The sequence below is a fragment of the Candidatus Merdisoma sp. JLR.KK011 genome (assembly GCF_036941125.1).
Lineage (GTDB): Bacteria > Bacillota > Clostridia > Lachnospirales > Lachnospiraceae > Laedolimicola.
The window spans coordinates 144,801-170,472 of record NZ_JAYWSZ010000006.1; the positions used below are offsets into that span (position 1 = coordinate 144,801).

22 protein-coding genes are annotated in these 25,672 nt (G+C 48.3%); all 22 read left to right on the forward strand.

Features of this window, described 5'->3' with window-relative positions; all coding sequences use genetic code 11:
• Positions 1-7 precede the first annotated feature (7 nt).
• The 22 genes from VV089_RS24125 to VV089_RS24230 all read left to right on the forward strand — a co-directional run bounded on the left by VV089_RS24125 (position 8) and on the right by VV089_RS24230 (position 25,672).
• On the forward strand, positions 8-1,189 hold the full coding sequence (locus tag VV089_RS24125) for an O-antigen ligase family protein (protein WP_334337723.1): 1,182 nt from the start codon (positions 8-10) through the stop codon (positions 1,187-1,189).
• A gap of 135 nt (positions 1,190-1,324) precedes the next feature.
• The gene (gene rfbF, locus VV089_RS24130; protein ID WP_172543093.1) at positions 1,325-2,104 is read left to right on the forward strand and encodes a glucose-1-phosphate cytidylyltransferase; all 780 of its coding nucleotides are present in this window, start codon (positions 1,325-1,327) and stop codon (positions 2,102-2,104) included.
• Between the two features lie 23 nt (positions 2,105-2,127).
• Entirely contained in the window at positions 2,128-3,219 is a 1,092-nt protein-coding gene (rfbG, locus tag VV089_RS24135) for a CDP-glucose 4,6-dehydratase (RefSeq protein WP_334337724.1), read from the forward strand.
• Complete coding sequence (gene rfbH / locus VV089_RS24140; RefSeq protein WP_334337725.1) at positions 3,212-4,555, forward strand: lipopolysaccharide biosynthesis protein RfbH; 1,344 nt, start codon at positions 3,212-3,214, stop codon at positions 4,553-4,555. Before rfbG ends, rfbH begins: the two co-directional genes overlap by 8 nt.
• Positions 4,548-4,979 (forward strand): GtrA family protein, encoded by a 432-nt coding sequence (locus VV089_RS24145; protein ID WP_172543095.1) that lies wholly within the window; start codon positions 4,548-4,550, stop codon positions 4,977-4,979. Before rfbH ends, VV089_RS24145 begins: the two co-directional genes overlap by 8 nt.
• A 13-nt stretch (positions 4,980-4,992) precedes the next feature.
• Entirely contained in the window at positions 4,993-6,588 is a 1,596-nt protein-coding gene (locus VV089_RS24150; protein ID WP_334337726.1) for an aldolase catalytic domain-containing protein, read from the forward strand.
• A gap of 19 nt (positions 6,589-6,607) precedes the next feature.
• The gene (locus VV089_RS24155; RefSeq protein ID WP_172543097.1) at positions 6,608-7,273 is read left to right on the forward strand and encodes an SDR family NAD(P)-dependent oxidoreductase; all 666 of its coding nucleotides are present in this window, start codon (positions 6,608-6,610) and stop codon (positions 7,271-7,273) included.
• The gene (locus tag VV089_RS24160; RefSeq protein WP_334337727.1) at positions 7,270-8,328 is read left to right on the forward strand and encodes an AroB-related putative sugar phosphate phospholyase (cyclizing); all 1,059 of its coding nucleotides are present in this window, start codon (positions 7,270-7,272) and stop codon (positions 8,326-8,328) included. Before VV089_RS24155 ends, VV089_RS24160 begins: the two co-directional genes overlap by 4 nt.
• Before the next feature lie 35 nt (positions 8,329-8,363).
• Entirely contained in the window at positions 8,364-10,160 is a 1,797-nt protein-coding gene (locus VV089_RS24165) for a thiamine pyrophosphate-binding protein (RefSeq protein WP_334337728.1), read from the forward strand.
• A gap of 49 nt (positions 10,161-10,209) precedes the next feature.
• A complete protein-coding gene (locus VV089_RS24170) occupies positions 10,210-11,142 on the forward strand; it encodes an NAD-dependent epimerase/dehydratase family protein (RefSeq protein WP_334337729.1) in 933 nt (310 codons plus the stop codon).
• On the forward strand, positions 11,129-12,070 hold the full coding sequence (locus tag VV089_RS24175) for a glycosyltransferase family 2 protein (RefSeq protein ID WP_334337730.1): 942 nt from the start codon (positions 11,129-11,131) through the stop codon (positions 12,068-12,070). Before VV089_RS24170 ends, VV089_RS24175 begins: the two co-directional genes overlap by 14 nt.
• A complete protein-coding gene (locus VV089_RS24180; RefSeq protein WP_334337731.1) occupies positions 12,060-13,997 on the forward strand; it encodes a hypothetical protein in 1,938 nt (645 codons plus the stop codon). Before VV089_RS24175 ends, VV089_RS24180 begins: the two co-directional genes overlap by 11 nt.
• A gap of 147 nt (positions 13,998-14,144) precedes the next feature.
• Positions 14,145-15,227: a dTDP-glucose 4,6-dehydratase gene (rfbB, locus tag VV089_RS24185; protein WP_172543102.1), complete on the forward strand. Its 1,083-nt coding sequence runs from the start codon at positions 14,145-14,147 to the stop codon at positions 15,225-15,227.
• A 97-nt stretch (positions 15,228-15,324) separates the two neighbouring features.
• On the forward strand, positions 15,325-16,194 hold the full coding sequence (gene rfbA / locus VV089_RS24190; protein ID WP_334337732.1) for a glucose-1-phosphate thymidylyltransferase RfbA: 870 nt from the start codon (positions 15,325-15,327) through the stop codon (positions 16,192-16,194).
• 23 nt (positions 16,195-16,217) lie between these two features.
• A complete protein-coding gene (gene rfbC / locus VV089_RS24195) occupies positions 16,218-16,775 on the forward strand; it encodes a dTDP-4-dehydrorhamnose 3,5-epimerase (protein WP_334337733.1) in 558 nt (185 codons plus the stop codon).
• A 46-nt stretch (positions 16,776-16,821) separates the two neighbouring features.
• The gene (locus VV089_RS24200) at positions 16,822-17,643 is read left to right on the forward strand and encodes a hypothetical protein (RefSeq protein ID WP_172543105.1); all 822 of its coding nucleotides are present in this window, start codon (positions 16,822-16,824) and stop codon (positions 17,641-17,643) included.
• Positions 17,630-18,418, forward strand: a complete 789-nt coding sequence (locus tag VV089_RS24205; protein ID WP_172543106.1) for an ABC transporter permease — start codon at positions 17,630-17,632, stop codon at positions 18,416-18,418. Before VV089_RS24200 ends, VV089_RS24205 begins: the two co-directional genes overlap by 14 nt.
• Positions 18,419-18,436: 18 nt before the next feature.
• On the forward strand, positions 18,437-19,177 hold the full coding sequence (locus VV089_RS24210) for an ABC transporter ATP-binding protein (protein ID WP_172543107.1): 741 nt from the start codon (positions 18,437-18,439) through the stop codon (positions 19,175-19,177).
• A 30-nt stretch (positions 19,178-19,207) separates the two neighbouring features.
• Positions 19,208-21,169, forward strand: coding sequence for a glycosyltransferase family 2 protein (locus VV089_RS24215; RefSeq protein WP_334337734.1), 1,962 nt, complete (start codon positions 19,208-19,210; stop codon positions 21,167-21,169).
• Between the two features lie 63 nt (positions 21,170-21,232).
• Positions 21,233-22,993, forward strand: a complete 1,761-nt coding sequence (locus VV089_RS24220) for a DUF6020 family protein (RefSeq protein WP_334337735.1) — start codon at positions 21,233-21,235, stop codon at positions 22,991-22,993.
• Complete coding sequence (locus VV089_RS24225) at positions 22,981-23,934, forward strand: glycosyltransferase family 2 protein (RefSeq protein ID WP_334337736.1); 954 nt, start codon at positions 22,981-22,983, stop codon at positions 23,932-23,934. Before VV089_RS24220 ends, VV089_RS24225 begins: the two co-directional genes overlap by 13 nt.
• A gap of 4 nt (positions 23,935-23,938) precedes the next feature.
• On the forward strand, positions 23,939-25,672 hold the full coding sequence (locus VV089_RS24230) for a hypothetical protein (protein WP_334337737.1): 1,734 nt from the start codon (positions 23,939-23,941) through the stop codon (positions 25,670-25,672).

The window sequence follows — 25,672 nt, forward strand, 5'->3', positions numbered from 1 at the left end:
GAATAGAATGAAAACTTTATGCTTGAAACTCTTTATAATACTTAGTCTGTTCTTTCCGGCTGTTTACAGTCCGTTTACAGAAGATTACAAAGCAGAGTATTATGTTATATTTACATTGGCATATGGGGCGCTCCTGGTCTATATGGGCTGGCAGCTGTTTCGAGGGCAGCGAAAACGGGGAGACAAGTTTTGCTTGATATATTTAGCCGGAATTCTGCTATACAATGTATTATCCTTGTATATGAACGCAGTGTATCTTCATTGGTATGGGGAGCAGATTAGCAATACGATTGCGTTTGCTTTTTTTCTGTTTTTGTGCTGGTATGAGGACAGCCTCGGTGAACAGGGCGGAAGTCTTGTGATGTTTTTGCTGCGCTGCGCCGTGATCTCGAATATATTGAGCATTCTATACTTCTTCATGGGGTATGTGAGTTATCTTATCTGTAACAATCAGTTTTGGCTTATCCGGCTTCCCGAGGGTTATTATGAATTCCGGCATCATTGGATATACAGCCACAAAAGCGACTATGCTTTGATGCTGACAGCATTCATAGCGCTGGCTGTCCGGTTCCGGAACTTGTTTCGAAGCCGGTTTACCTGGTGTTTCAGCCTGGCCGTATTTTTGGCGGCATTGTTTTTAACCCATTCCTGGACGGGATTTGGAGTAGTGGTTCTGGTATTGCTGGGAGCCTGGATGGATAGTATCGATTGGAAGAAGGTTCGGTTTCGTAAAATATACCTCCTTTGGGGAGCCGCTGCTGTTATGGGCGGAGGGATATTTTTAAAGCTTCTTATGAGAGAACGGAATCTTTTTTCTCTGGGAGGACGCCTTGATATCTGGAGAGGCGCAGTGAGAGAGATATTTGAAAAACCGGAAGGATGGGGGTATTGGTTTGGGGAGGTTCTTTTTGAGGCCTCGCCGGGATGGCAGGTGAACAATGCGCATAATGTATTTTTAAATGTGCTTCTCCGCTTTTCCGTACCGGTAGGACTGGGTTTTATTTTGCTTTTTTTGCTGATAATAGGATATTGTCTTTGGAAAAGCAGAACATGGATGGCAGCAGGGATGTGGCTTGGCTTTTTGGTATTTTTGAATATGGATTACTGCCTGCTGAATTATGAGATGGGAATGTTTCTATTTGTAGTGTATTTGGGCTGCGTAGATTACTATGAACTGCATGCAAAGTAAGCATTGCCTTGCAATGAAAAAAAGAGTATGCTATAGTGCAAAGAAGATTACAGATGGATTAAAAGGGGAAAGCAGGCAGCGGCGCGGCATATGAACGAAGCGATGCATGACAAAAGATGGAAGTGAGGAATACAAATGAAGGCAGTGATACTGGCGGGCGGTTTTGGCACAAGAATCAGTGAAGAAAGCCATCTAAAACCGAAGCCAATGATAGAGATCGGCGGAAAGCCCATTCTCTGGCATATTATGAAAGGTTATTCTCATTACGGAGTCCACGATTTTATCATCTGCTGCGGTTACAAACAGCACGTAATCAAAGAGTGGTTTGCAGATTACTATCTTCACAACAGTGATGTGACCTTCGACTTTACCAGAAGCAATGAAATGACGGTGCATAATAATGTGGCGGAGCCCTGGCGTGTGACCCTTGTGGACACGGGCCTTAATACGATGACCGGCGGAAGGGTAAAGCGCGTGCAGCCCTACATTGGCGAAGAGCCCTTCTTTCTGACTTATGGGGACGGCGTGGCAGATATTCATATTCCGGAACTGCTGGCCTTTCACCGCAGTCATGGAAAGATTGCTACCCTTACAACGGTAACCCTTGATCAGCGGTTCGGTGTTCTGGAAGTGGAGGAAGACGGGAAAATCGGATCTTTCCGGGAAAAGGCAGAGCAGGACGGCGGACGGATTAACGGGGGCTTTATGGTTCTGGAGCCGGCTGTTTTTGATTATCTGGAAGGGGACGACACCATATTTGAGCAGAAACCCCTGCAGGCTTTGGTAGAGAAGGGACAGCTTATGGCTTACCGGCACAATGGCTTCTGGCAGTGTATGGATACGGCCAGAGAAAAAGAAAAGCTGGAAAAGCTGTGGGCTTCCGGCCATGCGCCCTGGAAAGTATGGGAAGCTTAACAAAGTCAGAGGAGAGCTGATTGATGAAAGAGGAAAATTGGAAGCTGTCAGATTATTATAAAGGAAAGCGGGTATTGGTAACTGGACATACCGGATTCAAAGGTACCTGGCTTTGCAAAATCCTTTCCCTATTCGGGGCAGAGGTGACGGGATATGCGTTAAAGCCGCCCACGGCCCCGTCTTTATTTGAAATTTCGGGGATATCAGACAAGATAAACTCTATAGAGGGGGATGTGAGGGATTTTCCCCATCTGAAAAGCGTATTTGAACAGGTTCAGCCAGAGATTGTGCTGCACCTTGCGGCGCAGCCTCTGGTCAGGCGTTCTTATGAAGCGCCGGTGGAAACCTATGAGACAAATGTTATGGGAACCGTGCATATCTGCGAATGTGTACGGCTTTTTCCCTGTGTAAAATCTTTTTTAAACGTAACCACGGACAAGGTTTATGAAAACAAGGAATGGGCCTGGGGCTACCGGGAAAACGAACCGCTGGACGGATACGATCCATATTCCAATAGCAAATCCTGCTCTGAGCTTGTGACCCACAGCTATAAGAGCTCGTTTTTTCAGAATATGGACACAGCCGTTTCTACTGCAAGGGCAGGCAATGTGATAGGGGGGGGAGACTTTGCGGACAATCGGATTATCCCGGACTGTATCCGGGCTGCAGAGAAAAAAGAAGCGGTTATCATTCGGAATCCTCATTCCACCAGACCCTATCAGCATGTGTTGGAGCCCTTGTTTGTATATTTGATGATTGCGGCCATGCAGGCAGAAGAGAGACAATACGAAGGCTCTTACAATGTTGGCCCAGAGGACAGGGACTGCATTTCCACCGGGGAGCTGGCGGATCTGTTCTGCGAGAGCTGGGGAGAGGGTATGAGCTGGGTGAACCAGTATGACGGAGGCCCCCATGAGGCGAACTTTCTGAAATTAGACTGTTCAAAGCTAAAGAGCGTTTTTGGCTGGAAGCCGGTATGGGATGTAAAAACCGCAGTGGAAAAGACTGCCGCATGGTCAAAGGCCTGGCTGAACGGCGAAAACATGGATCTTTATATGGAAAAGCAGATTTTGGAATACCAGGAGCAGAGAGAAAAGGAGCAGAGAGATGTTTGAAAATAAGACAGAGCAGCAGGCAAGAGAAGAGATTCTTACGGCAGTAAAGGCCTACTGTGATACGTTTCATAATAAAAAGGAGCCTTTCAAAGAGGGACAGCGGATTCCTTACGCATCCCGTGTGTACGATGACCGGGAAATGACCAATCTGGTAGACAGCGCCCTGGAGTTCTGGCTGACCTCCGGCCGCTATACGGAAGAATTTGAGAAGAAATTAGGCGAATATCTGGGCGTGCGTTATTGCTGTCTGGTGAATTCTGGTTCTTCCGCCAATCTGAATGCTTTTATGGCTCTGACCTCACCGCTTCTTGGAGAGCGCCGGGTAAAACGGGGGGATGAGGTGATTACAGTGGCCGCCGGCTTTCCTACCACGGTTGCGCCCTTGATTCAGTACGGAGCAGTGCCGGTTTTTGTGGATGTGACCATTCCTCAGTATAATATTGACGTGACAAAGCTGGAGGCAGCATATGCGGAAAAGACAAAAGCAGTGATGCTTGCCCACACCCTGGGCAACCCCTTTGACTTAAAGGCAGTCAAGGACTTCTGCGGCCGGCATCATCTGTGGCTCATTGAGGACAACTGTGATGCGTTAGGCTCAAGATACACCATAGACGGGGAAGAACGCTTTACGGGAACCATCGGCGATATCGGAACCTCCAGCTTTTATCCGCCCCACCACATGACCATGGGTGAGGGAGGAGCCGTGTATACCAATAATGCCCTTCTTCATAAGATTATCAAATCCTTCCGGGACTGGGGCAGGGACTGCGTGTGTCCCTCCGGCCGTGACAATCTGTGCGGCCATCGGTTTGACCGCCAGTATGGAGAACTGCCCCTGGGTTATGATCACAAATATGTCTACTCTCATTTTGGCTATAATTTAAAGGCCACAGACATGCAGGCAGCCATCGGCTGTGCCCAGCTGGATAAGTTTCCCGGCTTTGCAGAGCGCAGACGGGAGAATTTTGACAGACTGAAAAAAGGATTGGAAGGTACAAGCGGAAAGCTGATCCTGCCAGAAGCCTGTGAGAACAGCAGACCCAGCTGGTTTGGGTTCTTGCTTACCTGCCGGGAGGGTGTGAACCGGGAGCGTGTGGTTCCTTACATTGAGAGCAGAGGCGTTCAGACCCGGATGCTTTTTGCAGGCAATCTTATCAAGCATCCCTGTTTTGATGAAATGCGTGCCGGCAAAAAAGGCTACCGCATTGCAGGGGAGCTTAAGAATACGGATCGCATTATGAGAGATACCTTCTGGGTCGGCGTATATCCGGGAATGACAGACGAAATGATTGACTATATGGCAGAGACCATAAAGGAAGCAGTGGCAGATGAGTAAGCAGAAAGAATGGCTTCCGGCGTTTATACAATTTGTGAAGTTCGGCATTGTAGGATTGTCCAACACGCTCATTTCCTATGTGGTGTACCTGGCGGGGGTGAGGCTTGGAATGCATTATCTTCTCGCAAGCGTCCTGGGCTTTGTCATTAGTGTGCTGAATTCCTTTTACTGGAACAATAAGTATGTTTTTCAAAAAGGAAGCGAAGAGAGAAATCTCTTTCTGACCCTTATCAAGACCTTTCTGGCTTATGCCTCTACGGGACTGATTCTGGCCAATATTCTGCTTTATATCTGGGTGGATGTGCTGGGAATCTCCGAATATCTTGGGCCCATCATCAACCTGGTGATTACAGTGCCGCTGAATTTTGTGATAAATAAGCTGTGGGCGTTTCGCACAAAGCGTAAAAATACAATAATTGTGTGAGAAAGAGGAAAGAATGGGAAATATAGAATTGCTGGACTGTACGCTCCGGGATGGAGGGTACTTAAATGACTGGGAGTTCGGCCACGACAATCTGGTAAATATTTTTGAACGCCTGGTCAGCGCCAGGGCGGATATCATCGAGGTGGGCTTTCTGGATGAGAGGAGGGAGTTTGATCCCAATCGAAGCATTATGCCGGATACAGCTTCTGTAGAGAAGATCTACGGCGGTCTTCAAAGAGGAAGCTCCATGGTTGTGGGGATGATAGATTATGGAACCTGCGGCCTTTCCAGGATTTCGCCCTGCAAGGAAAGCTATCTGGACGGAATCCGGGTGATTTTCAAGAAGCATCTGCGCCGGGAGGCCATCGCTTTCTGCAAAGAACTGAAAACCCTTGGCTACCAGGTTTTTTCCCAGGCGGTTTCCATTACAAGCTATACAGATGAGGAATTTGCCGATTTGCTGGATTTGGTAAATGATCTGGAGCCTTTTGCCATGTCCCTGGTAGATACCTATGGGCTTTTGTATGAAAAAGGCCTCCTTCATTATTTTAAGGAGGCAGATCGACGGCTGAAGGAAGAGATCGGCCTGGGATATCATGCTCACAATAATTTTCAGCTTGGCTATGCTAACTGCATCTCTGTGCTGGCTCAGGAGACAAAGCGCCGGATCATTGTGGATGGAACCTTGTACGGAATGGGAAAAAGCGCCGGGAATGCGCCGCTGGAGCTTCTGGCTACTTATCTGAATGAAAACTTTGGGAAGGACTATCAGATCAGCCAGATGCTGGAGGCCATCGACGTGACCATCCTGGACATCTATAAAAAAATGCATTGGGGCTATTCCTTTACCTTTTTCCTGTCAGCCTCCAATGCCTGCCATCCGAATTATGTCACCTATCTGCAGAACAAAAAGAAGCTTTCTGTCAAATCCATCAACGAAATTTTAAGCAGTATTACAGAAGAAAAGAAGCTGATGTATGACGGCGGGTATATCGAGGAACTGTATCGGGAATACCAGAAAAAAGACTGTGACGACCGCAGGGACAGGGAAGAGCTTTGCAGACAGCTTAAGGGGCGTAAGATTCTGCTCATTGGGCCTGGAAAGAGTATCCGTACCCAGAAGGAACGGATTAAGACCTGCATCCGGGAAAAGGATCCTTTGGTAATCTCTATTAATTTCATACCGGAGGATATTTCCTGCGATTATGTATTTATGAGCAATGCAAAACGATATGTACAGATGTCTACCATGCTCAGCAGCCAGGCCTTTTGCACGAAGACGATCGCCACCTCCAATGTGACTGCTACGACTGCTTTTGATTACGTGCTGCGATATCAGGATCTTCTGGATGAGGAGGCTTTGATTGCGGATAATCCCATGCTGATGCTCTTGAAGCTTCTGAAGGAATATGAGGCAGAAGAGATCTGTCTTGCAGGCTGCGACGGCTATTCTGTCATAGAGGAACCCAACTATATCAATCCCAATATGGAGTACTCCTACAGCACAGAGGTGGCGCAGAATATCAACCAAGATGTAATCAGCGGCATAAAGAAGCTGGAGCTTAAGATGCCGGTGGTATTTGTGACGGATTCTTATTATAAGATTTGAAAAAGAGGAGGGGAAGCTTATGCGGAAGGTACTGATAACGGGAGGATCCAGAGGAATCGGGAAAGCGACGGCTGAAAAGTTTAGAAGCTGCGGTTATGAAGTGGAAGCGCCCACCCGGCAGGAGCTGAATCTGACAGACAAGGCGTCCATTGCCGCCTATGTTGAGAAGCATAGGGACACTTATTTTGATGTAATTGTAAACAATGCGGGCAGCAACGACATCCATGAGATCGAGGACATCACAGACGAGGAGATCGAACAGATGACAGCCTTGAATCTGATAGCGCCCATTAAGCTGATCCGCGGCTTTGCAGGAAAAATGAAGGAGAACCGTTATGGCAGAATCGTCAACATCGGTTCCATCTGGGCCGTGGTTTCCAAGCCGGGCCGCTGTGTCTACAGTGCAACGAAGAACGGAATCCACGGAGTTACCAACACCATGGCGGTGGAGCTGGCCCCCTACAATATTCTGGTGAATACCGTATGCCCGGGATTTACCATGACAGAGATGACGAAAAAGAACAATACTCCGGAACAGATTGAGGAGCTTTCCAGGGAGATTCCTATGCAGAGGCTGGCTGAGCCTGGGGAGATGGCCGAGGTGATTTATTTCCTCTGCAGCGAGCAGAATACTTATCTCACAGGCCAGAAAATTACGGTAGACGGAGGGTTTTCAGAGAAATGATCATCAAGTCAAGCACAAAGGATTATCAAGTACATATAGAAGAGGATTTCTCCTTTTTTGAATCATTGCTTCAGGCAGATAACGCCTTGTTTGTAGTGGATAAAAAGCTTTTGGGTCTCTATGAGAAAGAGCTCTTTGGCAGAATTCCTGAGGATAAGCTGTATGTAATCGAAGCTTTGGAGGAAAATAAGACCATAGAGACGGCCCTTTCTGTCTGTGAGAGGATGACGGAGATTCCCGGCAAGCGCAATGCCCGTCTGGTTTCCTTTGGAGGAGGGATTGTTCAGGATATTACCGGCTTTGCCGCCAATATTCTTTACCGGGGAATCCACTGGAGCTTTGTACCCACTACCCTGCTGGCAGCCTGTGACAGCTGTATCGGAGGAAAGACTTCCTTGAATTACAAATCCTTCAAAAATCTATTGGGAACCTTCTATCCGCCGGAAGAAATCTACATTTGCCCCCGGTTCTTTTTCACTTTGTCCCAGAGGGACTTTGAAAGCGGCCTGGGAGAGGTTGTGAAGTTCAATATTATGTCAGGAGAGGCGGGCCTTGAACGGATAGAGATTCAGATGGAAGGGCTTTTAGCGAGAAAGCCGGAGGTGGTGGAAGAATTTTTGCGAACCTCCCTTGCCTTTAAAAAGGATTTTATCGAGGAAGATGAGTTTGACCGGGGCGTGCGGATTCATCTGAACTTTGCCCATACTTTCGGGCATGCCTTTGAGACAATGAGCAGGTATGAGGTTCCCCATGGGACGGCTGTTGCTATGGGAATGATTATGGCAGACCGGGTGTCTCTTCACCGGGGCGTTATGGAGGAAGATATCTGCCGCCGGGCAGAGAGGCTGTTGAAGAAAATCATTCATGTGGATCTGGAGGGGATTGACTGGAATCTGGATGAGGTCATAAAGGCCATCCGGAAGGATAAGAAGCAGATAGATGATGCTTTGACATGCGTGCTTCTGGAAGAGGGCATGAAGCTGAAAGTGGTACATGACCTAAAGCGGGAAGAGATAGAGACAGCGCTGAAGGAGATGCTGGAAGTACTGTCTTAAAGGTGCGGAACTGGAATAAGAAAGGAGAATACAAAGTGAAGATAAAGCTGTCGGAATATGTGGCGGATTTTCTGGTAAAGAACGGGATAGAGCATGTATTTACCCTTACAGGGGGAGGAGCCATGCATCTGAATGATTCCTTCGGCCACAAAAAGGAACTGACTTGCATCTATAATCACCACGAGCAGGCATGTTCCATCGGAGCAGAAGCATATACCAGGCTTACGGGGCGGCTGGCGGCTGTCTGCGTGACCAGCGGCCCGGGAGGAACCAATGCCATTACAGGCGTACTGGGCGGATGGCTGGATTCTATCCCCATGTTTGTGATTTCCGGGCAGGTAAAAAGAGAGACAACCACCTGGTCTACTACGGTGCCTCTTCGCCAGCTGGGAGATCAGGAGTACAATATCACTGCTTCCGTAGCGCCTATGACAAAGTATGCCCATATGGTCACAGAGCCTGCAGAGATTCGCTATCATTTGGAAAAAGCCCTGTATCTCAGCAAAAACGGAAGAGGGGGTCCCGTATGGCTTGACATTCCGCTGGACGTACAGGCAGCGCCTATAGAAACAGAGGAGCTGAAAGGCTTTGATCCGGCAGAGCTTGGGCGGCCGGAGACACCGAGCTATGACGGGAGACTTACGGAACAAATTCTGGATAAGGTAAAAAAAGCAAAAAAGCCCGTTGTGTTTGCAGGCTCCGGAATCCGTCTTGGAGGGGCGCACAAAGAATTTCTGGAAGTGATAGAAAAGCTTCAGATTCCTGTTGTGACAGCCTGGAATGCCCATGACGCTCTTTGGGATACCCATTCGCTCTACTGCGGCAGGCCTGGAACTCTCGGGACAAGAGGCGGAAATTTTGTGGTACAGAACAGCGATCTGCTCCTGGTTCTGGGCTGCCGTCTGAATATCCGCCAGATCAGCTATAATTATAAGGAATTTGCGCCGAATGCTTATAAAATCATCGTTGATATTGATGAAAATGAGCTTAAGAAGCCTACGGTGAAGGCGGATCTTCCGGTACATGCAGATGTAAAATCTGTTCTTTCGGCTCTGTTAAAGGCGGAGTATGCCGCAGGCAATCCGGATCATCAGAAATGGCTTGCCTGGTGCAGGCAGACGGATGCCAGGTATCCGGCTGTACTGTCCCGCTATTATGAGCAGCAGTCTCCTATGAATCCTTATGCCTTTGTGGCAGAGCTGTCTAAGGTTCTTGAGGAAGAGGATGTGGTAATCACAGGAAACGGAAGTGCTTGTGTAGTTACATTCCAGGCTATGAAGATTAAAAAGGGACAGCGTCTCTTTACCAACTCCGGCTGCGCAGCCATGGGCTACGGATTTCCGGCGGCCATCGGCGGCTGTGTGGCAAGGGGAGGAAGGAGAGTTATCTGTATCGATGGGGACGGAAGCTTTCAGATGAATCTCCAGGAGCTGCAGACGGTGGTGTATAACCGGCTGAACTTAAAGCTGCTTTATTTGAATAACAACGGATACCATTCTATCCGCCAGACACAGACGAATCTGTTCCAGCCGCCTCTGGTGGGTGTCTGCGACGGGAATGGTTTAAGCTTCCCGGAGGCCGGGAAGCTTGCAAAAGCCTACGGAATTCCTTTTTACCGTATTGACAGCATAGACAGGGCAGAGGAGCAATTGCAGGAGGCACTGGCTCTGGAAGGGCCTGTATTCTGTGAGATTGTTCTGGATCCAGGGCAGAATTTTGAACCGAAGCTTTCCTCCAAAGTGCTGCCCGACGGAAGAATTGTCTCTCCGCCTATTGACGATATGTATCCTTTCCTGGAGCGTGAGGAATATGAGTCGAATCACTTTGCTTGACAGTTCAAATAGTACAGAAAAATAGAAAATAATTAAGCAGGAACATTTTATGAAAACAGCAGTGATTACCGGTCCCACAGGAGCGATTGGGACCGCATTGACAGAAAATCTGATTGCCAGGGGCATTCATGTATATGCAGTGGTACGAAAGGATTCGGGGCGGATTGACCGGATTCCGGAAAGTCCGCTGGTCACGCCGGTGCTCCTGGGATTGGACGAGCTTTCCCGGTTAAAGAACGAGATTCGGGAAAGCTGCGACGTGTTTTATCATTTTGCATGGGCAGGCACCATCGGAAACGGAAGGAATGACCTTGAGCTTCAGAACCGCAATGTGAAGTATACCCTGGATGCTGTGAGGGCTGCGTCTGAGCTTGGGTGCAAAAGGTTTTTGGGCGCCGGTTCCCAGGCGGAGTATGGGCGGGTGGAGGGTCTGCTTAGTCCGGATACACCGGCGTTTCCGGAAAACGGCTATGGGATGGCTAAGCTCTGTGCCGGGCAGATGAGCCGGCTCTTGTGTGAACAGCTGGGCCTTGAGCATGTATGGGTGCGTATCTTAAGCGTCTATGGCCCTTGCGACGGGGCAAAAACTATGATTATGTCAGCCATAGACGCCTTTTTAAAGGATCAGTGTCCGAGGTTTACGGCAGGAGAACAGATCTGGGATTACCTTTATTCCAAGGATGCGGCCCGGGCTATGTACCTGATGGGGGAGAAAGGGATCAGCGGAAAGCTTTACTGCCTGGGAAGCGGCCGGGCCAGGCCCCTTGCAGAGTATATTACGATTCTGCGTGATTCCATTGACCCGGCCCTTAAGATGGAGCTTGGCGCCATCCCTTATGGCCCAGGGCAGGTAATGCAGCTTTGTGCGGATATCGAAGCATTGAGAGAAGATACGGGCTTTACACCGGAGTATTCCTTTGAACAGGGAATCTGCGAGACAATTGCCTGGTATCGGGAGGAAATGGGAAATGAAAAAAATTAGTGTTCTGATTCCCTGCTATAATGAGGAAGAAAATGTAGTTCCCATCAGCAAGGCCGTGACGGAGATCCTAGAAGGAGAGCTGTCAGAATATGATTATGAATTGGTTTTTATTGATAATTATTCCACAGACAGAACGAGAGATCTTCTGCGGATGATCTGCGGCCGGAATCCGAAGATCAAGGCTATCTTTAATGTGACGAACTTCGGCCAGTTTAATTCTCCCTACTATGGCATCTGCCAGACCACAGGAGATTGTACCATAGCTATGTCCTGTGATTTCCAGGATCCGGTGGAGCTGATTCCTGTGTTTGTCCGGGAGTGGGAGAACGGCTATCAGATTGTGAGCGGAATTAAGAGCTCCAGCAAGGAGAACGGTTTTATCTATTTTCTTCGGAGCATGTACTATAAAGTGATTAAAAATATGTCCTCTGTGGAGATGATAGAGCATTTCACAGGCTTTGGTCTTTATGATAAGACCTTTGTCAAGCTGCTGCGGCAGCTTGACGATCCCATTCCCTTTATCCGGGGTGTAGTGGCGGAATATGGCTATAAGCGTAAGGATGTGGAGTATGAGCAGCCAAAACGGAGGGCTGGCAAGACCCATAACAACTGGTACAGTCTTTACGATGCAGCGATGCTCAGCTTTACCTCCTACACAAAGATTGGCCTGCGTCTGGCTACCTTTGTGGGATTTCTCGGTTCGGCCTTCAGCATTCTGGTGGCGGTTGTTTATTTGACAATGAAGCTTGTCTGGTGGGATCGTTTCCCGGCCGGCATGATACCTGTTCTGCTTGGTATCTTTGTGATTGGCTCTATGCAGCTCTTTTTTATCGGGTTGTTGGGTGAGTATATTATGAATATCAATACACGTGTGATGCATAAGCCTCTGGTTGTGGAGGAGGAAAGGATCAATTTTGATGAATCATGAGAGAGTGAACAGTAATTGGATGGCAGGAATGCTGGCAATTGTGGCTGCCCAGATATTTTTGGCAGGATTTTTGAAGATCCCAGGTTTTGCTGAGCACTTAGGCAATTATGGAAATCAGAATATGCTCTTTTATGGTATGTATCTGCTTTTATTTTTATTTTGCTTTTTTTGCGGAGCTTTTATTTTAAATGGCGTAATCATTATGATACCTCAGAAGGTGGTCTGGCTGCTGAATGCCGGCAGTCTCTTGGTGGCATTGCTTTTATTGGTGTTTATATTTAAAAATGAGGGCTTTTTTCTGGCTGGAATGGTTGAGCCGTTTTTATGGCTGACAACATCTAAAGCATTTTGTATCGTAGTTGTGGCAGCAGTATCTGTATTTCTTTTTGTCCAGATAAGAGAAGGGAAGACAGGAGGAAGAGATTGGATTTTTTATTTGTTTTATAGCATCCTGTCCGTTCTTTCAGGATATTCCTTGTATATGCCCAATTATTTACAGGCGGATCCCCTCCATGGTCATGCATACTATGCTTCTTTGTACAGTGTAGTGCATGGCAGAGCATATGACGATCTCTTTACAAGTATTTATGGACATTATGCAATCTTTTTTAAATGGCCGCTAAAAATTATCGGAAACGGAAATATAAAAGACGCAGCTTTTTTGATTGCAGTATTAGGCGGCCTGGCAGCTCTTTTTATTATGCTTGTGATTCACTGCTTTTGTAAAAATTCCATGGTACGTTTTCTGGGCGGCATTGCTTGTGTACTTCCGGTAACGGGACTGCGATTGATGAATTATTGGCAGGTACAGCCTCATCGGATTTTGTTTTCCAGTATATTTCTTTTCTATACAGTATTATATTTGAAAAACAAAACAAAGCGGCTGGCAGTAGGGGGATATCTGCTGGGAGTTCTGGCTGTGATCTGGAATACGGAGACAGGAGTGGTATGTGCTGCGGCCTGGGCCGCTTTGCAGTGTTACCTTTACCTTGATGAAAATGCTTTTTGGAAAATAAAGTCTTTTCTTTTTTTTGCAGAACAAATAGCAGGAATTGTTTGTTCCCTTTTGGGAGCCTATGGAATTGTAAACGTTTATAATCTGCTTCACAAAGGGGAAATCAACAGCTTGCGGACATTTTTATATCCTCTGCTGAAAGGCGACTACATGACTGGGTATCTTCGGATGAATCTTCCTGATACCGCCGGGGGATATATGTTGGAATTAGTGCTGTTTTTAGGTGCGGTTGTGTGGAGCTTTTCAAATCATTATTTTTTGGACAAAGAGAAAAAGTGCGGAAGCAGCGAAAAGCATCAATTTCTTTTTTTTACTGGAGTTCTGGGTCTTGGACAGATTACATATTACATGAACAGGGCAGCATATTTTAATCTGGATATAGTTTATACTATATTTATTGTTCTTGTTTGTATTTACCTTGAGTCCGGAATTGGAGCCATAGGAGAAATAAAATGGAAAAAAATAAAGGAAGAATCCGGAAAGGATCTTTTAAAAATAAATACATCGATTTTTATGACAGTTATTTTGACGGCTTTATCACTGGGAACACTGGTTCAAAGCGGTCATGCGATGAATGAACGGGCCCAAAGGGGATATCAAAATATGGACAGCCTTTATGCTTTCCTGGAGGAGTTAAAGCTGGACGTTCCCATCAATACCTTCGGTTTTGGACAGGGCGTGCCGGAGCTATACGGGCTGATGGGATGGGATACCAGATGCCATGTGATCGACTTTTCCGATCGGACAGAGCTGGCTCTTCAATATGTAAGGGATAGTTTGGAGCATGAACAGGGTTTTTTTGCATTCATTCAAGATGCAGAGTTTATCCTGGAAGAGCAGCAAGGTGTATGGTATACCTATAAAACCTATGAGTATGCTGGAGATCAGTATGCATTTTTTTTAAGACAATAGAAACGTGCAAACGTGCTTAGACGGGGATTTTTGGGTTGCCGTCCCTTCCATTTAATGCTATAATACCCATATCTATGAGTATGTAAGTCAAAGGTCAAAGGCTCATACTAGATCGAGAAACCAAATATTTTGAAGGAGAAGCATCCTATGAGAACCTATCTCGTTACCGGAGGAGCCGGCTTCATCGGTTCCAACTATATTCACTACATGTTCCGCAAGTACGGCGGCAGCATCCGCATCATTAATGTAGACGCCCTCACCTACGCCGGCAATCTGGAGAACTTAAAAGACGTAGAAAAACAGGACAACTATACATTTATCCGGGCCGACATCCGCGACCGGGAAGCGATTGAACAGATTTTCGCAGACAATGACATTGACCGTGTCGTACACTTTGCGGCGGAGAGCCATGTTGACCGCAGCATCCGCAACCCGGAGATTTTCGTGGAAACCAACGTCCTGGGCACCCTGGTGATGCTGAACGCAGCGAAAAAGGCCTGGGAGCTCCCAGACGGAACATACAAGGAGGACAAGCGTTTTCTTTATGTATCTACCGATGAAGTGTATGGATCTCTGGAAGAAGGGGATACCTATTTCTATGAGACCACGCCTTTTGCGCCCCACAGCCCCTACTCGGCCAGCAAGGCGTCCGGCGACATGCTGACAAAGGCCTATTGGGATACCTACAGGTTCCCCATCAATATCACAAGCTGCAGCAACAACTACGGCCCCTATCAGTTCCCGGAAAAGCTGATTCCCCTGATTATCAATAACGCACTCCAGGGAAAGAAGCTCCCTGTATACGGCGACGGCAAGAATGTCCGTGACTGGCTGTACGTAGACGATCACGCCAAGGCTATCGACATGGTACAGGAAAAAGGCCGTCTGGGAGAACGCTATAATATCGGAGGCCACAACGAAAAACAGAATATCGAGATCATCAACATCATCCTGGAAACCTTACAGGAGATGCTTTCCGAGGATGACCCGAGAAAAGCCCTGGTCAGCAAGGAGCTTATCACCTACGTAGAAGACCGGAAAGGCCATGACCGCCGCTATGCCATAGCCCCGGACAAGATCAAAGAAGAGATTGGCTGGTATCCGGAGACCATGTTCAAAGAGGGAATCCGTCTTACCATCCAGTGGTTCTTCGAGCACGAAGACTGGATGAAGAACGTAACCAGCGGCGGATATCAGAAGTATTACGAAGAAATGTATCAGACAAAATGAAACTTACACAGGGGCAGACGCTGGAAAGTGCCTGTCCCTCACGCACGTTAAAACCGTGATGGGGACATTGCGGAACTGGAATGGAGGTTTTATAATTATGAAAGGAATCATCCTGGCAGGCGGAGCCGGAACCAGACTTTATCCGCTGACAAAAGCAATATCCAAACAGATCATGCCCGTCTATGACAAACCCATGATCTACTATCCCCTGTCTACCCTCATGCTGGCAGGAATCCGCGAGGTACTGGTCATCTCCACCCCCCGGGATCTCCCTGTATTCCAGGAGCTCTTAGGCGACGGCTCCCAGCTGGGCATGGAGATACACTATGCCGTACAGGAATATCCAAGAGGACTGGCAGACGCTTTCATTATCGGAGAAAAATTTATCGGAACCGATCATGTAGCTCTGGTTTTGGGAGATAATATCTTCTATGGCCAAAGCTTTTCCAAGGTACTGAAGAGCGCAGCCTCCCGTACCGAGGGCGCCACCATCTTCGGCTACTATGTAAAAGACCCGAGAGAATACGGTGTCGTAGCCTTTGACGAAGAGGGAAAAGCCCTCTCTATCGAGGAAAAACCCGTAAATCCAAAGTCCAACTATGCGGTCCCCGGCCTCTACTTCTACGACAACGATGTAGTAGAGATAGCCAAAAACGTAAAACCTTCCACCCGGGGCGAGATCGAGATCACAAGCGTCAATAACGAATATCTCCGCCGCGGAACCCTTCACGTAGAGACATTAGGCCGCGGCTTTGCCTGGCTTGACACCGGCAACCACGACGCCCTCTTAGATGCCGCCGACTTTGTAGCCGCCTTCCAGAAGCGTCAGGGCCTCTACATCTCCTGCATCGAGGAGATCGCTTACAAGCGCGGCTTCATAGACAAAGACCAGCTTCTAAAGCTGGCCGCCCCCCTAATGAAAACAGCCTACGGCCAGTATCTCACCGACGTAGCCAACGGCCTCTAAAAAACAAAGGGAGAGAACCACAAATGTCAAAAATAACCGTAGAAACCTGCCCCATCGAGAGCCTCAAAATCATAACCCCCTCCGTATTCGGCGACGAACGCGGCTACTTCATGGAAACCTACAACTACAATGACTTCAAAGAAGCCGGCATCGATATGGAATTCGTCCAGGACAACCAGTCCGCCTCTAAAAAAGGCGTACTCAGAGGCCTCCATTTCCAGATCAACCACCCCCAGGACAAAATCGTCCGGGTAATCAGCGGTGAAGTTTTTGACGTAGCCGTAGATCTCCGGGAAGGCTCCCCTACCTACGGCCAGTGGCACGGCGTCCGCCTCTCAGCAGAGAACAAAAAGCAGTTCTTTATACCCAAGAACTTTGCCCACGGCTTTCTGGTATTGTCTGATTACGCAGAATTTGCCTACAAATGCACCGATTTCTATCATGCCAACGACGAAGGCGGCCTGGCATGGAACGATCCGGATATCGGTGTAGAGTGGCCTATACCAGAAGGAATGGAACTCACCATCTCCGAGAAGGATCAAAAGTGGTGCGGCATCAAAGAGCTGAAGTCCGGGAAGTAAACCCGGACAGTGCTGGCAGCCGCACTAGAAAAGAGGAAAAATGAGCATGGAAGACAGCAGACGGCTTACAGCCGAGGTGTTCATAGACACAGGAAAGGATTTTCGCCCGGAGGATTCCCTGCAGGCAGAATACACCTGCATTCTGGGAGAAACCGTAACCCTGGAGTTTGACTTAAGCGTATTCGAGCACACCTGCGGCTTTCGTTTCGATCCACTGCTGGAGGACAGCAGCATGGTAAAGCTTCTGGCCCTCACCCTTACCTATGAGGATGAAGAGAGGAAAACCATAGAGTGGGATCGGATTAAAACCAACAGCGATGTAGACTTTGAACCTGTCTTTGTATATCTCCATAAGGATCCGAAGTTCTTCGTAGATGAAGCCCTCTGCTTAAAGCTTGCAAAGGCAGAGGTGAGCTTCCAGGTACTGGAGCTTGGGCTGGGAGAAAAGGACTACTGGCAGGAGATCAAAAAACACAGTGTGTCGGAAAAGGAAAAAGCGCAGATTTTAGGCAAGCTGGAGCTGGCTATGAAACAGAACCAGGCTTTAGAACAGGAAAACCGGCGGCTTAAGATTGAAGAAGCAGACATCTATGCCACAGGTATCTGGAAGCTTCAGCACGATGCAAGAGGCCCTATGAAGGTGATATTCGGAAAGGGAAATATCCTAACTTTCCTGGCAGCCGTCTACCTGGCCCTATGCTCCGAATTGTTTATCTTCAACAATGCCTACTACTCCACGCCCCGTCCCAACGATCAGGCGCTGGTTTTCAGCTTCCTGCGCTTTGGCATGGTGTGGCTGGGAGCCTTTGTGCTGATTGCAGTGATCAATGGAATGATTCAGAAAGGATACCGACGTGAGCTTACTTAGTGTATTTGTAAAATACCGGGATCTCATCGGCCAGCTGGTGAGCCGGGATATCAAAACCAAATACCGACGTTCCATTCTGGGCCTTTTGTGGACCGTTCTCAATCCGCTGCTGATGATGACTGTCCTTTCCATCGTGTTTTCCTACTTCTTTTCCCGGTATGGAAACATTGATAATTTTCCGGTGTATCTCCTCTGCGGACAGCTGATATTCAACTTTTTCAACGAGTCCACCAGCATTGCCATGGGCTCCATTGTCCACAGCGGAGAGCTGATCAAAAAGGTTTATGTGCCCAAATATCTGTTTCCTATCTCCAAGGTTCTTTCAAGCGGAGTGAATCTTTTGTCTTCCATGGCAGCCTTGGTGATTGTGATGGTAGTGACAAGAGCCCGGGTGACGCCGACGGTTCTGTTAGCATTGTTTCCCCTTTTGTACGTTCTGCTTTTTTCCACAGGGGTCAGCCTGTTCTTGTCGGCTGCGGCAGTCAGTTTTCGGGATCTGATGCACCTCTACAGCGTCATTACTACAGCCTGGATGTACTTAACCCCTGTGATTTACCCCATGGAGATTTTAGAAAATGCCCCTTCCTGGGTGGTGTTTATCGTGAACGCAAATCCCATGACGGGATTTATCAAAATATTCCGCTGCGTGGTTCTTGAGGGAGTGACGGCCCCGGCCATGCTTCATGTACAGAGTCTGATTTGGTGTGCAGCGGCTCTTCTTGTGGGTTCCTTTGTGTTTAAAAAATCCCAGGACAGCTTTATTTTGAAGATTTAGGAGAGGAACATAGAAACCATGAAGATAGAAAATGCCATAGAGGTAAAAGATGTATCCATGTGCTTCAACCTCTCCAGGGAAAAGGTGGACAGCATCAAGGAATACGTGATCAAGGCCTTGAAGCGCCAGCTTTTTTATGAAGAATTCTGGGCCTTGAATCAGGTAAGCTTTGAGATCCGCAAAGGGGATTCCGTAGGGCTTGTGGGCATGAACGGCTCCGGAAAGAGTACCATGCTGAAAGTCATTGCCGGCGTGCTGCGTCCCACAAAGGGAAGCGTGGAGACGGCCGGCACCATTGCCCCCATGATTGAGCTGGGAGCCGGCTTTGACCATGATCTGACGGCCCGGGAAAATATTTTTCTCAACGGGGCTCTTATCGGCTATCCAAAGGAGATGCTGGAGGAGCGGTTTGACGATATCATTGCTTTTGCCGGACTGGAGCGGTTTGTGGATGTGCCGATCAAGAACTTTTCCTCCGGCATGCTGGCCCGTCTGGGATTTTCCATTGCCACCATTGTGGATGCGGACATTCTCATTGTGGATGAGATTCTGGCTGTGGGAGATTACCAGTTTCAGAATAAATGCAAGAAGCGTATCCGGGAAATGATGGAACGCAATACCACGGTGCTGTTTGTATCCCACAGCATTGAGCAGGTGAAGGAGATCTGCAGGCACGCCATCTGGATCGATCACGGGCAGGTGCGGATGATGGGCGAGGCGGAGGAGATCTGCGACGCCTACGAAGCGCCCGGCCGGTAGAGAGCAGGAGAGAAATACAAGAGGTAATGTATGGATAACCAGGAATTACAGAACGATTATAAAAAATTGTACGAGGCGGAGCGGGAGAAGACAGAGGTTCTCCTGAGCAAAATTGAGGAATCCGAGAAAGAGATTGAGGAGCTGCGCTTCAAGCTGGACCGCATAAAGAACAGCTTTGCCTGGAAGCTTTCTGTTCCTCTGCGCAAAGGGCTTCATTTTTATGAGAAAACCAGGGATCGGCTTACCCGGTACGGCTCCATTCCGGGTCTGATGCGGAAGGTCCGCAGCAAGATCCAGGAGCGTAAAAACATGAAGCGTCACGGAACGGCCAGCTTTCCAACGCCGGAGGAGGCAAAGTCCCAGAGGGAGACGGTTTTTGAGCATAAGGTAAAGTTCAGTATTCTGGTGCCTCTTTACAATACGCCGGAGAAGTTTCTGACGGATATGCTGGATTCCGTCAAAAACCAGACCTATGAAAACTGGGAGCTGTGCCTGGCGGACGGAAGTGATCATGAGCATGCTTATGTGGGAGAAATCTGTGCGAAATACAAAGCAGAGGATAGCCGCATTGTTTACCATGTGCTGGATCACAATTATGGAATATCCGGCAATACCAATGAATGCTTAAAGCTGGCATCCGGCGATTACATCGGCCTGTTTGATCACGACGATATCCTGCATCCGGCAGCGCTTTTTGAATATGCAAAAGCAATCAATGAGACAGGGGCGGATTATATATACTGTGATGAGATAACTTTTGAGGGCGACAGCATTGATCACATGATTGTGCTGCACTTTAAACCGGATTTTGCCATTGATAACTTAAGGGGAAACAATTATATCTGCCATTTTTCCGCATTTTCCAGGGAGCTTCTGGATGAGGCAGGGGTATTTCGGAGCGCCTATGACGGAAGCCAGGATCACGATATGATCCTGAGGCTTACCGCAAAGGCCCGGAAGGTGTACCATGTGCCAAAAGCTCTGTATTACTGGAGATCCCACAAGGCTTCCGTAGCCCAGGATATCAATGCCAAGACCTATGCGGTAGATGCGGCCAAGAGGGCGGTGCATGATCACATTCTGGATGTCTACGGGATGGATGCCAAGGTGGAGAGCACCCGGGCCTTCCCGACAATCTTTCGGATCCGCTATCCTCTGCTGGAGAAGCCGCTGATCTCCATCGTGATTCCCAACAAGGATCATATGGAGGATTTGTCCCGGTGTGTGGAATCCATTGTGAGTAAGTCCACTTATCCCAATTATGAGATTATCGTGGTGGAGAATAACAGCGAGACAAAGGAAATCTTTGACTATTACAAGGCGTTGGAGCACAATGAGCGGATCCGCGTTGTGAAGTATGAGGGAGACTTTAATTATTCCCGGATCAATAACTTCGGCGTGTCCTTTGCAGGCGGAAAGTATGTGCTTCTGCTGAACAATGATATGAAGATCATTACCCGGGAGTGGATGGAGGAGCTTCTGATGTATGCCCAGAGGCCGGATGTTGCGGCAGTAGGCGGGAAGCTTTACTATGCGGACAATTCCATCCAGCACGCCGGCATTGTCATCGGCCTTGGCGCTCACCGTGCGGCGGGACACACCCATTATAAGGATGACAAGATGCACCTGGGCTATATGGGGCGGCTCTGCTATGCCCAGGATGTGACGGCCGTGACAGGAGCCTGCCTTCTTGTGGAAAGAAAGCAGTATGAGGAGATCGGGGGCTTAGATGAGACCTTCAGCGTGGCCTTCAACGACGTGGACTTCTGCTTAAAGCTCCGCAAAGCCGGGTATCTGAACGTGTTCACGCCTTTTTGCGAGCTCTTCCATTATGAATCTAAGACAAGAGGTATGGAGGAGGGGGAGAAGCTTAGGCGGTTTCAGAATGAGGTAGCTCTGTTCCAGAAAAAATGGAGGGCGGAGCTGGAGGCAGGCGATCCTTACTTTAATCCAAACTTTTCTCTGGATTATTCGGATTATACGATAAAATAGCAGGCGCTGCCGGGCTTTCCATTCGGAAGCGGATGGGAAGTCCGGCAGCAGGAGAGAAAGACTATGGTTATCACAGATAAAACATATAGAATCATAGAAAAAGGCATAGCGGTACTGGCAGCCTTTCTGGCGGTGGAGGGCTTTCAGCTTCTCTACTTAATCCGGGGGTCGAGCACCATGTTTGCCAACAGTGTTTTCAGCACCCTTGTTTTTGCCGCCTTTCTATTCCTGGGGTTTCACATTGTCAGCCGGGAGTTTGATCGGCGCACGCTTCTCTTTGGCCTGGCCGGAGGCTTTCTGGCATCTGTTTTGACCTGTATGGGCTTATCTGTGCATTATCTGGACACCATCTGGACTAAAAATACGTTTCTGGCAATGTTCTTTCTCACGCCTTTCTTTGGAGGATGTATGAGCCTGGTTCTTACTTCCATGAAGGAAGGGCGCAGTCTGCAATCAGCAGAAGAAAAGCCTGGACAGCGCTGGTTTCTTCTTTGCTGGCTTCTGCTGTTTTTATCCTGGATGCCGGTGCTTCTGGCTTCCTGGCCGGGAATTTTTTCTTATGATTCAGGCACTCAGCTTGTCAGCTATGTGGACGGCCAGGTGTCGGGACATCATCCCATTCTTCATACGTATCTTCTTGGAATCTGCAGGAGGGCGGGCCTTGCCCTGCTGGGCAGCAGGAACGCCGGGGCGGTCTTGTACTGTCTGATACAGATGGCTGCCATGTCGGGAATGTACGCATATGTCTGCCGTTATTTGAAGAAGAAGCAGGCTCCAAGGTGGCTGCAGATAGGAACCTTTGTGTTTCTGGCTTTTCATCCAATCAACGGCCTTATGGCCGTATGCGCCACAAAGGATTCGATATTTACGGCGTTGTTTGCCGTATTTATGATACAGCTTCTGGAGATGGCGGAGCACAGGGAGGGATTTTTTTCTTCCGTGAGACGGCAGGGATACTTCTGCTTAAGCGTATTTGCCCTCTTTGTCTTCCGGAACAATGGATTTCACACCTTTTTACTGAGTATTCCCTTCTTTTTGTGGACCTTTAAAAAATACTGGAAGCGAATGGGGATTCTGATCCTGATCTGCCTCGGCCTTTACGGGCTGTATACCGGCCCTGTCTACAAGATCCTTGGGGTGGAAAAGGGAAATCCCAGGGAAATGTGCTGCGTGCTGATGCAGTCTGCGGCCCGTGTTTACAATATGGACAATCTGGGACTTACGGAGGAGGAAAAGGAGATTTTTCTTTCGATTATCCGGGAAGAGGGAATGCAGTCTTATCTGTCCTGGTTTGCAGATCCGGTGAAGGCGCATTTTAACGGAAACAAATTTTTTGAGAATCCGGGCCCTTTTCTGAAAGCATGGTTCCAAGTGGGAATGCGCCATAAGAAGCTCTACATCGATTCCTTTCTGGCTAATACTTATGGGTACTGGTATCCGGGAAATTCAGATCATGGAAGAGATTATGTGGAATACTTCTGTTCGGAGGTACGTGAGGATGTGGATGTAGTGATGGCGCCGAAGCTTCCTGCACTGTCGGAGTTTTACAGGAAGCTTTCCCAGGAATATTCCTTCAAAAACGTACCGGTGATTTCGGCTTCCTTTAATCTGGGGGCATATACCTGGCTGCTGTTGTTTGCCTTTCTTCTTCTGCTTTACCGGCGGCAGTATGGAGAGCTGATTCTGGTGATTCCGCTGTTTATGTATCTTGTGACCACGATGCTGGGGCCGATTGTGACAATGCGGTATCATTATCCGGTGATAGCCTGCGGCCCGCTGATTCTGTTTCTCATATGGAGAGGTAAGGGAGAATGGATAAAATAGCAGTACTGATTCCCTGTTATAATGAGAGTAAAACGATAAAAAAGGTAGTGGAGGATTTCTGCCGGGAGCTTCCGGAGGCGGCGATCTATGTCTATGACAATAATTCTACCGACGGGACGGCCGTGATTGCAAGAGCTGCCGGAGCTGTGGTGCGTATAGAACGGCACCAGGGTAAGGGGAATGTCATACGCCGGATGTTCCGGGAGATTGACGCCCAGGTTTATGTGATGGTGGACGGGGACGACACGTATCCGGCGGAAGCCGCTCCGGAGATGGTAAGAAGGATTCTGGAGGAGCAGGCGGATATGGTGGTGGGAGACAGGCTTTCCTCCACATATTATACGGAAAATAAGCGTCCTTTTCATAATTTTGGGAATTCCTTTGTGAAGAATTGCATCAACCGCTTTTTTGATACGGACATCCAGGATATTATGACCGGCTACCGGGCTTTCAGCTTTCCTTTTGTAAAGACATTTCCCGTACTTTCCAGGGGATTCGAGATTGAGACGGAGATGAGCATTCATGCGGCAGACAAGCATATGCAGGTGGACAATGTGATCATTGAATACCGTGACCGCCCGGAGGGAAGCGAGTCGAAGCTCAATACTTTTTCCGACGGCTTTAAGGTTCTGACGAGGATTCTGAACCTGTATAAGAATTACAAGCCCTTCAGCTTTTTTTCACTGCTGTCGTCAGTGCTGGCAGCGCTGGGCATTGGTTTTCTGATTCCGGTGATTATGGAGTATGTTAAGACCGGGCTGGTTCCGAAATTTCCAACCTTAATTGTGTGCTGCTTTGTACTGGCTGCGTCTCTTCAATCCTTCTTTGCCGGACTGGTTCTTCAAAGCATTGAGCAGAAGAATAAGCAGGATTTTGAGATGCTTTTGATACAGGTGCAGGAGATCTATGAGCATAAGTGTAAGAGTGGGGAAGGAATGTAGGAGGATGAGAAAGGACAGCTGCCGGGCAGGCATGAGCTTCGTGCTCTCCCTTGCCTTTTCTGCTTTCTATGGTTTTATCATTTATAAAGCCATAGGCTTTTTATATGCTATCGGCGATGATGTAATTATGCGGGACATCGCAAGCGGGGCCTTTACGGGAAGACCGGACGGGCATCTGATTTTTGTCAAGTACGCCCTGGGATTTATCCTCAGCCGGTTTTATCTGTTGAATCCTCAAGTGGACTGGTATGGTTTTTTTATGGCTGGTACGCTCTTTTTGGCCCTGGCAGTGATTTTATACAGGGGGCTGTCGGCAAAGAAGGAAATTCTCTGGAAAGGACTTTATCTGGTTCTGACCTTGAGCCTTTTTACCTTGGTGATGGTATTTCATGCGGCGCAGTTTGAGTGGACTGTCAGTGCGGCGATGCTGGGGGCCTCGGGGCTGTACCTTTATATCACAAAAACGGAATCTGGAAAATGGCAGTGTATTTTGGAAGAGGTTCTTATCTGGGCTCTGCTTTTTTTGACCTTCTGCATTCGGACAGACGTATTTTTTATGGTGCTGCCGGGCTTTGGCATTTCTTTTTTGTGGAAATTTGTGAAGGGAAAAAAGGGGGTTATAAAGCTCTGTTTTTTGGAACTGGTTCTGCCGGCGGCTGTGTTTGTAACGGCCGGCGCTGTAATGCTGATGGAATCGGCGGCATATAAGGGAGAAGGCTGGGAGGAGTTTCGAAAGTTCCAGGAAGCTCGTACTCAAGTTTATGATTATTCCGGTGTTCCCTCTTACGAAGCAGATCCGGCCTTTTTTGATGAGCTTGGGCTTAGTGAGCACGAGGCGCGCAATCTCCGCCATTATGCCCTTTATCTTATAGAAGGCATGGATTGGGAGCTGATGGAGGCCTTTTGTGAGGAGTCTCAGCGCCAGAATAACATGGAAACCGGCTTTCTGGAACGGATAAAGGGAGGAATTTCCCTGGCTCTTAGGCAGTTTGTCCAAAAAGAATATTTCCCAGCCAGCCTGCCTATGCTGCTGCTTCTGGCTGGTGTTCTGGCATTGGCCTTTCTGTATGAGAAGAGAGCATTGTTTCCTTTGGCATTGTTCTGGATGGCGGAGGGCGTGCTCTGGCTTGCGTTGGGATACGTGGGGCGGCTTCCGGAGCGTGTGGCATTTTCCCTGCATCTGACGGCGCTTCTTGCCATGGCCGCTTGCTTTTACCGGCTGTATGAGGAGGAAGCGCGGGGAATCTCTTTGAAGATAAAGGCAGTCACGGTATCCGGCCTTTTGGTTCTTATTTTGGCGGGCGCTGTCTTTCAGTGGAAAGCATCTGCGGACTCCAACCGGATGAAGGCAGCCAGGGACGGCAATTATCAGTTGTTCAAGGATGCCTGTAAGGAAGAGCCGGAGAAACTTTTCTTTGTGGAAACCTTTATGGCAGAGCCTATTGGGGGAGCCGCTGTTACGGGCCGGGGAAATTTTGCGCAGAATAATTGCATAACTCTGGGAGATTGGTACAGTACCTCCCCCCTTGACCAGGAGCGTATGAAAAACCTTGGCATAGACGATGTGGAGGAATCCATTGTGTCGAATCCGGATGCATTTCTGGTGGTGAGGGATGTGGAGGATCCAGGCTTTCTCGGAAGCTATTTTGCATACAAATATCCGGAATATTCCCTTGAATTAAGGGAGGTAAAAATGATAGAAGACAGATGCTATTATCTGTATCAGATACAGAGGTGA

Bases quoted from the DNA above. Each gene is read 5' to 3' on its own strand.
- VV089_RS24125 (WP_334337723.1), top strand. From the start codon at position 8: ATGAAAACTTTATGCTTGAAACTCTTTATAATACTTAGTCTGTTCTTT.
- rfbF (WP_172543093.1), top strand. From the start codon at position 1,325: ATGAAGGCAGTGATACTGGCGGGCGGTTTTGGCACAAGAATCAGTGAA.
- rfbG (WP_334337724.1), top strand. From the start codon at position 2,128: ATGAAAGAGGAAAATTGGAAGCTGTCAGATTATTATAAAGGAAAGCGG.
- rfbH (WP_334337725.1), top strand. From the start codon at position 3,212: ATGTTTGAAAATAAGACAGAGCAGCAGGCAAGAGAAGAGATTCTTACG.
- VV089_RS24145 (WP_172543095.1), top strand. From the start codon at position 4,548: ATGAGTAAGCAGAAAGAATGGCTTCCGGCGTTTATACAATTTGTGAAG.
- VV089_RS24150 (WP_334337726.1), top strand. From the start codon at position 4,993: ATGGGAAATATAGAATTGCTGGACTGTACGCTCCGGGATGGAGGGTAC.
- VV089_RS24155 (WP_172543097.1), top strand. From the start codon at position 6,608: ATGCGGAAGGTACTGATAACGGGAGGATCCAGAGGAATCGGGAAAGCG.
- VV089_RS24160 (WP_334337727.1), top strand. From the start codon at position 7,270: ATGATCATCAAGTCAAGCACAAAGGATTATCAAGTACATATAGAAGAG.
- VV089_RS24170 (WP_334337729.1), top strand. From the start codon at position 10,210: ATGAAAACAGCAGTGATTACCGGTCCCACAGGAGCGATTGGGACCGCA.
- VV089_RS24175 (WP_334337730.1), top strand. From the start codon at position 11,129: ATGAAAAAAATTAGTGTTCTGATTCCCTGCTATAATGAGGAAGAAAAT.
- VV089_RS24180 (WP_334337731.1), top strand. From the start codon at position 12,060: ATGAATCATGAGAGAGTGAACAGTAATTGGATGGCAGGAATGCTGGCA.
- rfbB (WP_172543102.1), top strand. From the start codon at position 14,145: ATGAGAACCTATCTCGTTACCGGAGGAGCCGGCTTCATCGGTTCCAAC.
- rfbA (WP_334337732.1), top strand. From the start codon at position 15,325: ATGAAAGGAATCATCCTGGCAGGCGGAGCCGGAACCAGACTTTATCCG.
- rfbC (WP_334337733.1), top strand. From the start codon at position 16,218: ATGTCAAAAATAACCGTAGAAACCTGCCCCATCGAGAGCCTCAAAATC.
- VV089_RS24200 (WP_172543105.1), top strand. From the start codon at position 16,822: ATGGAAGACAGCAGACGGCTTACAGCCGAGGTGTTCATAGACACAGGA.
- VV089_RS24210 (WP_172543107.1), top strand. From the start codon at position 18,437: ATGAAGATAGAAAATGCCATAGAGGTAAAAGATGTATCCATGTGCTTC.
- VV089_RS24215 (WP_334337734.1), top strand. From the start codon at position 19,208: ATGGATAACCAGGAATTACAGAACGATTATAAAAAATTGTACGAGGCG.
- VV089_RS24220 (WP_334337735.1), top strand. From the start codon at position 21,233: ATGGTTATCACAGATAAAACATATAGAATCATAGAAAAAGGCATAGCG.
- VV089_RS24225 (WP_334337736.1), top strand. From the start codon at position 22,981: ATGGATAAAATAGCAGTACTGATTCCCTGTTATAATGAGAGTAAAACG.
- VV089_RS24230 (WP_334337737.1), top strand. From the start codon at position 23,939: ATGAGAAAGGACAGCTGCCGGGCAGGCATGAGCTTCGTGCTCTCCCTT.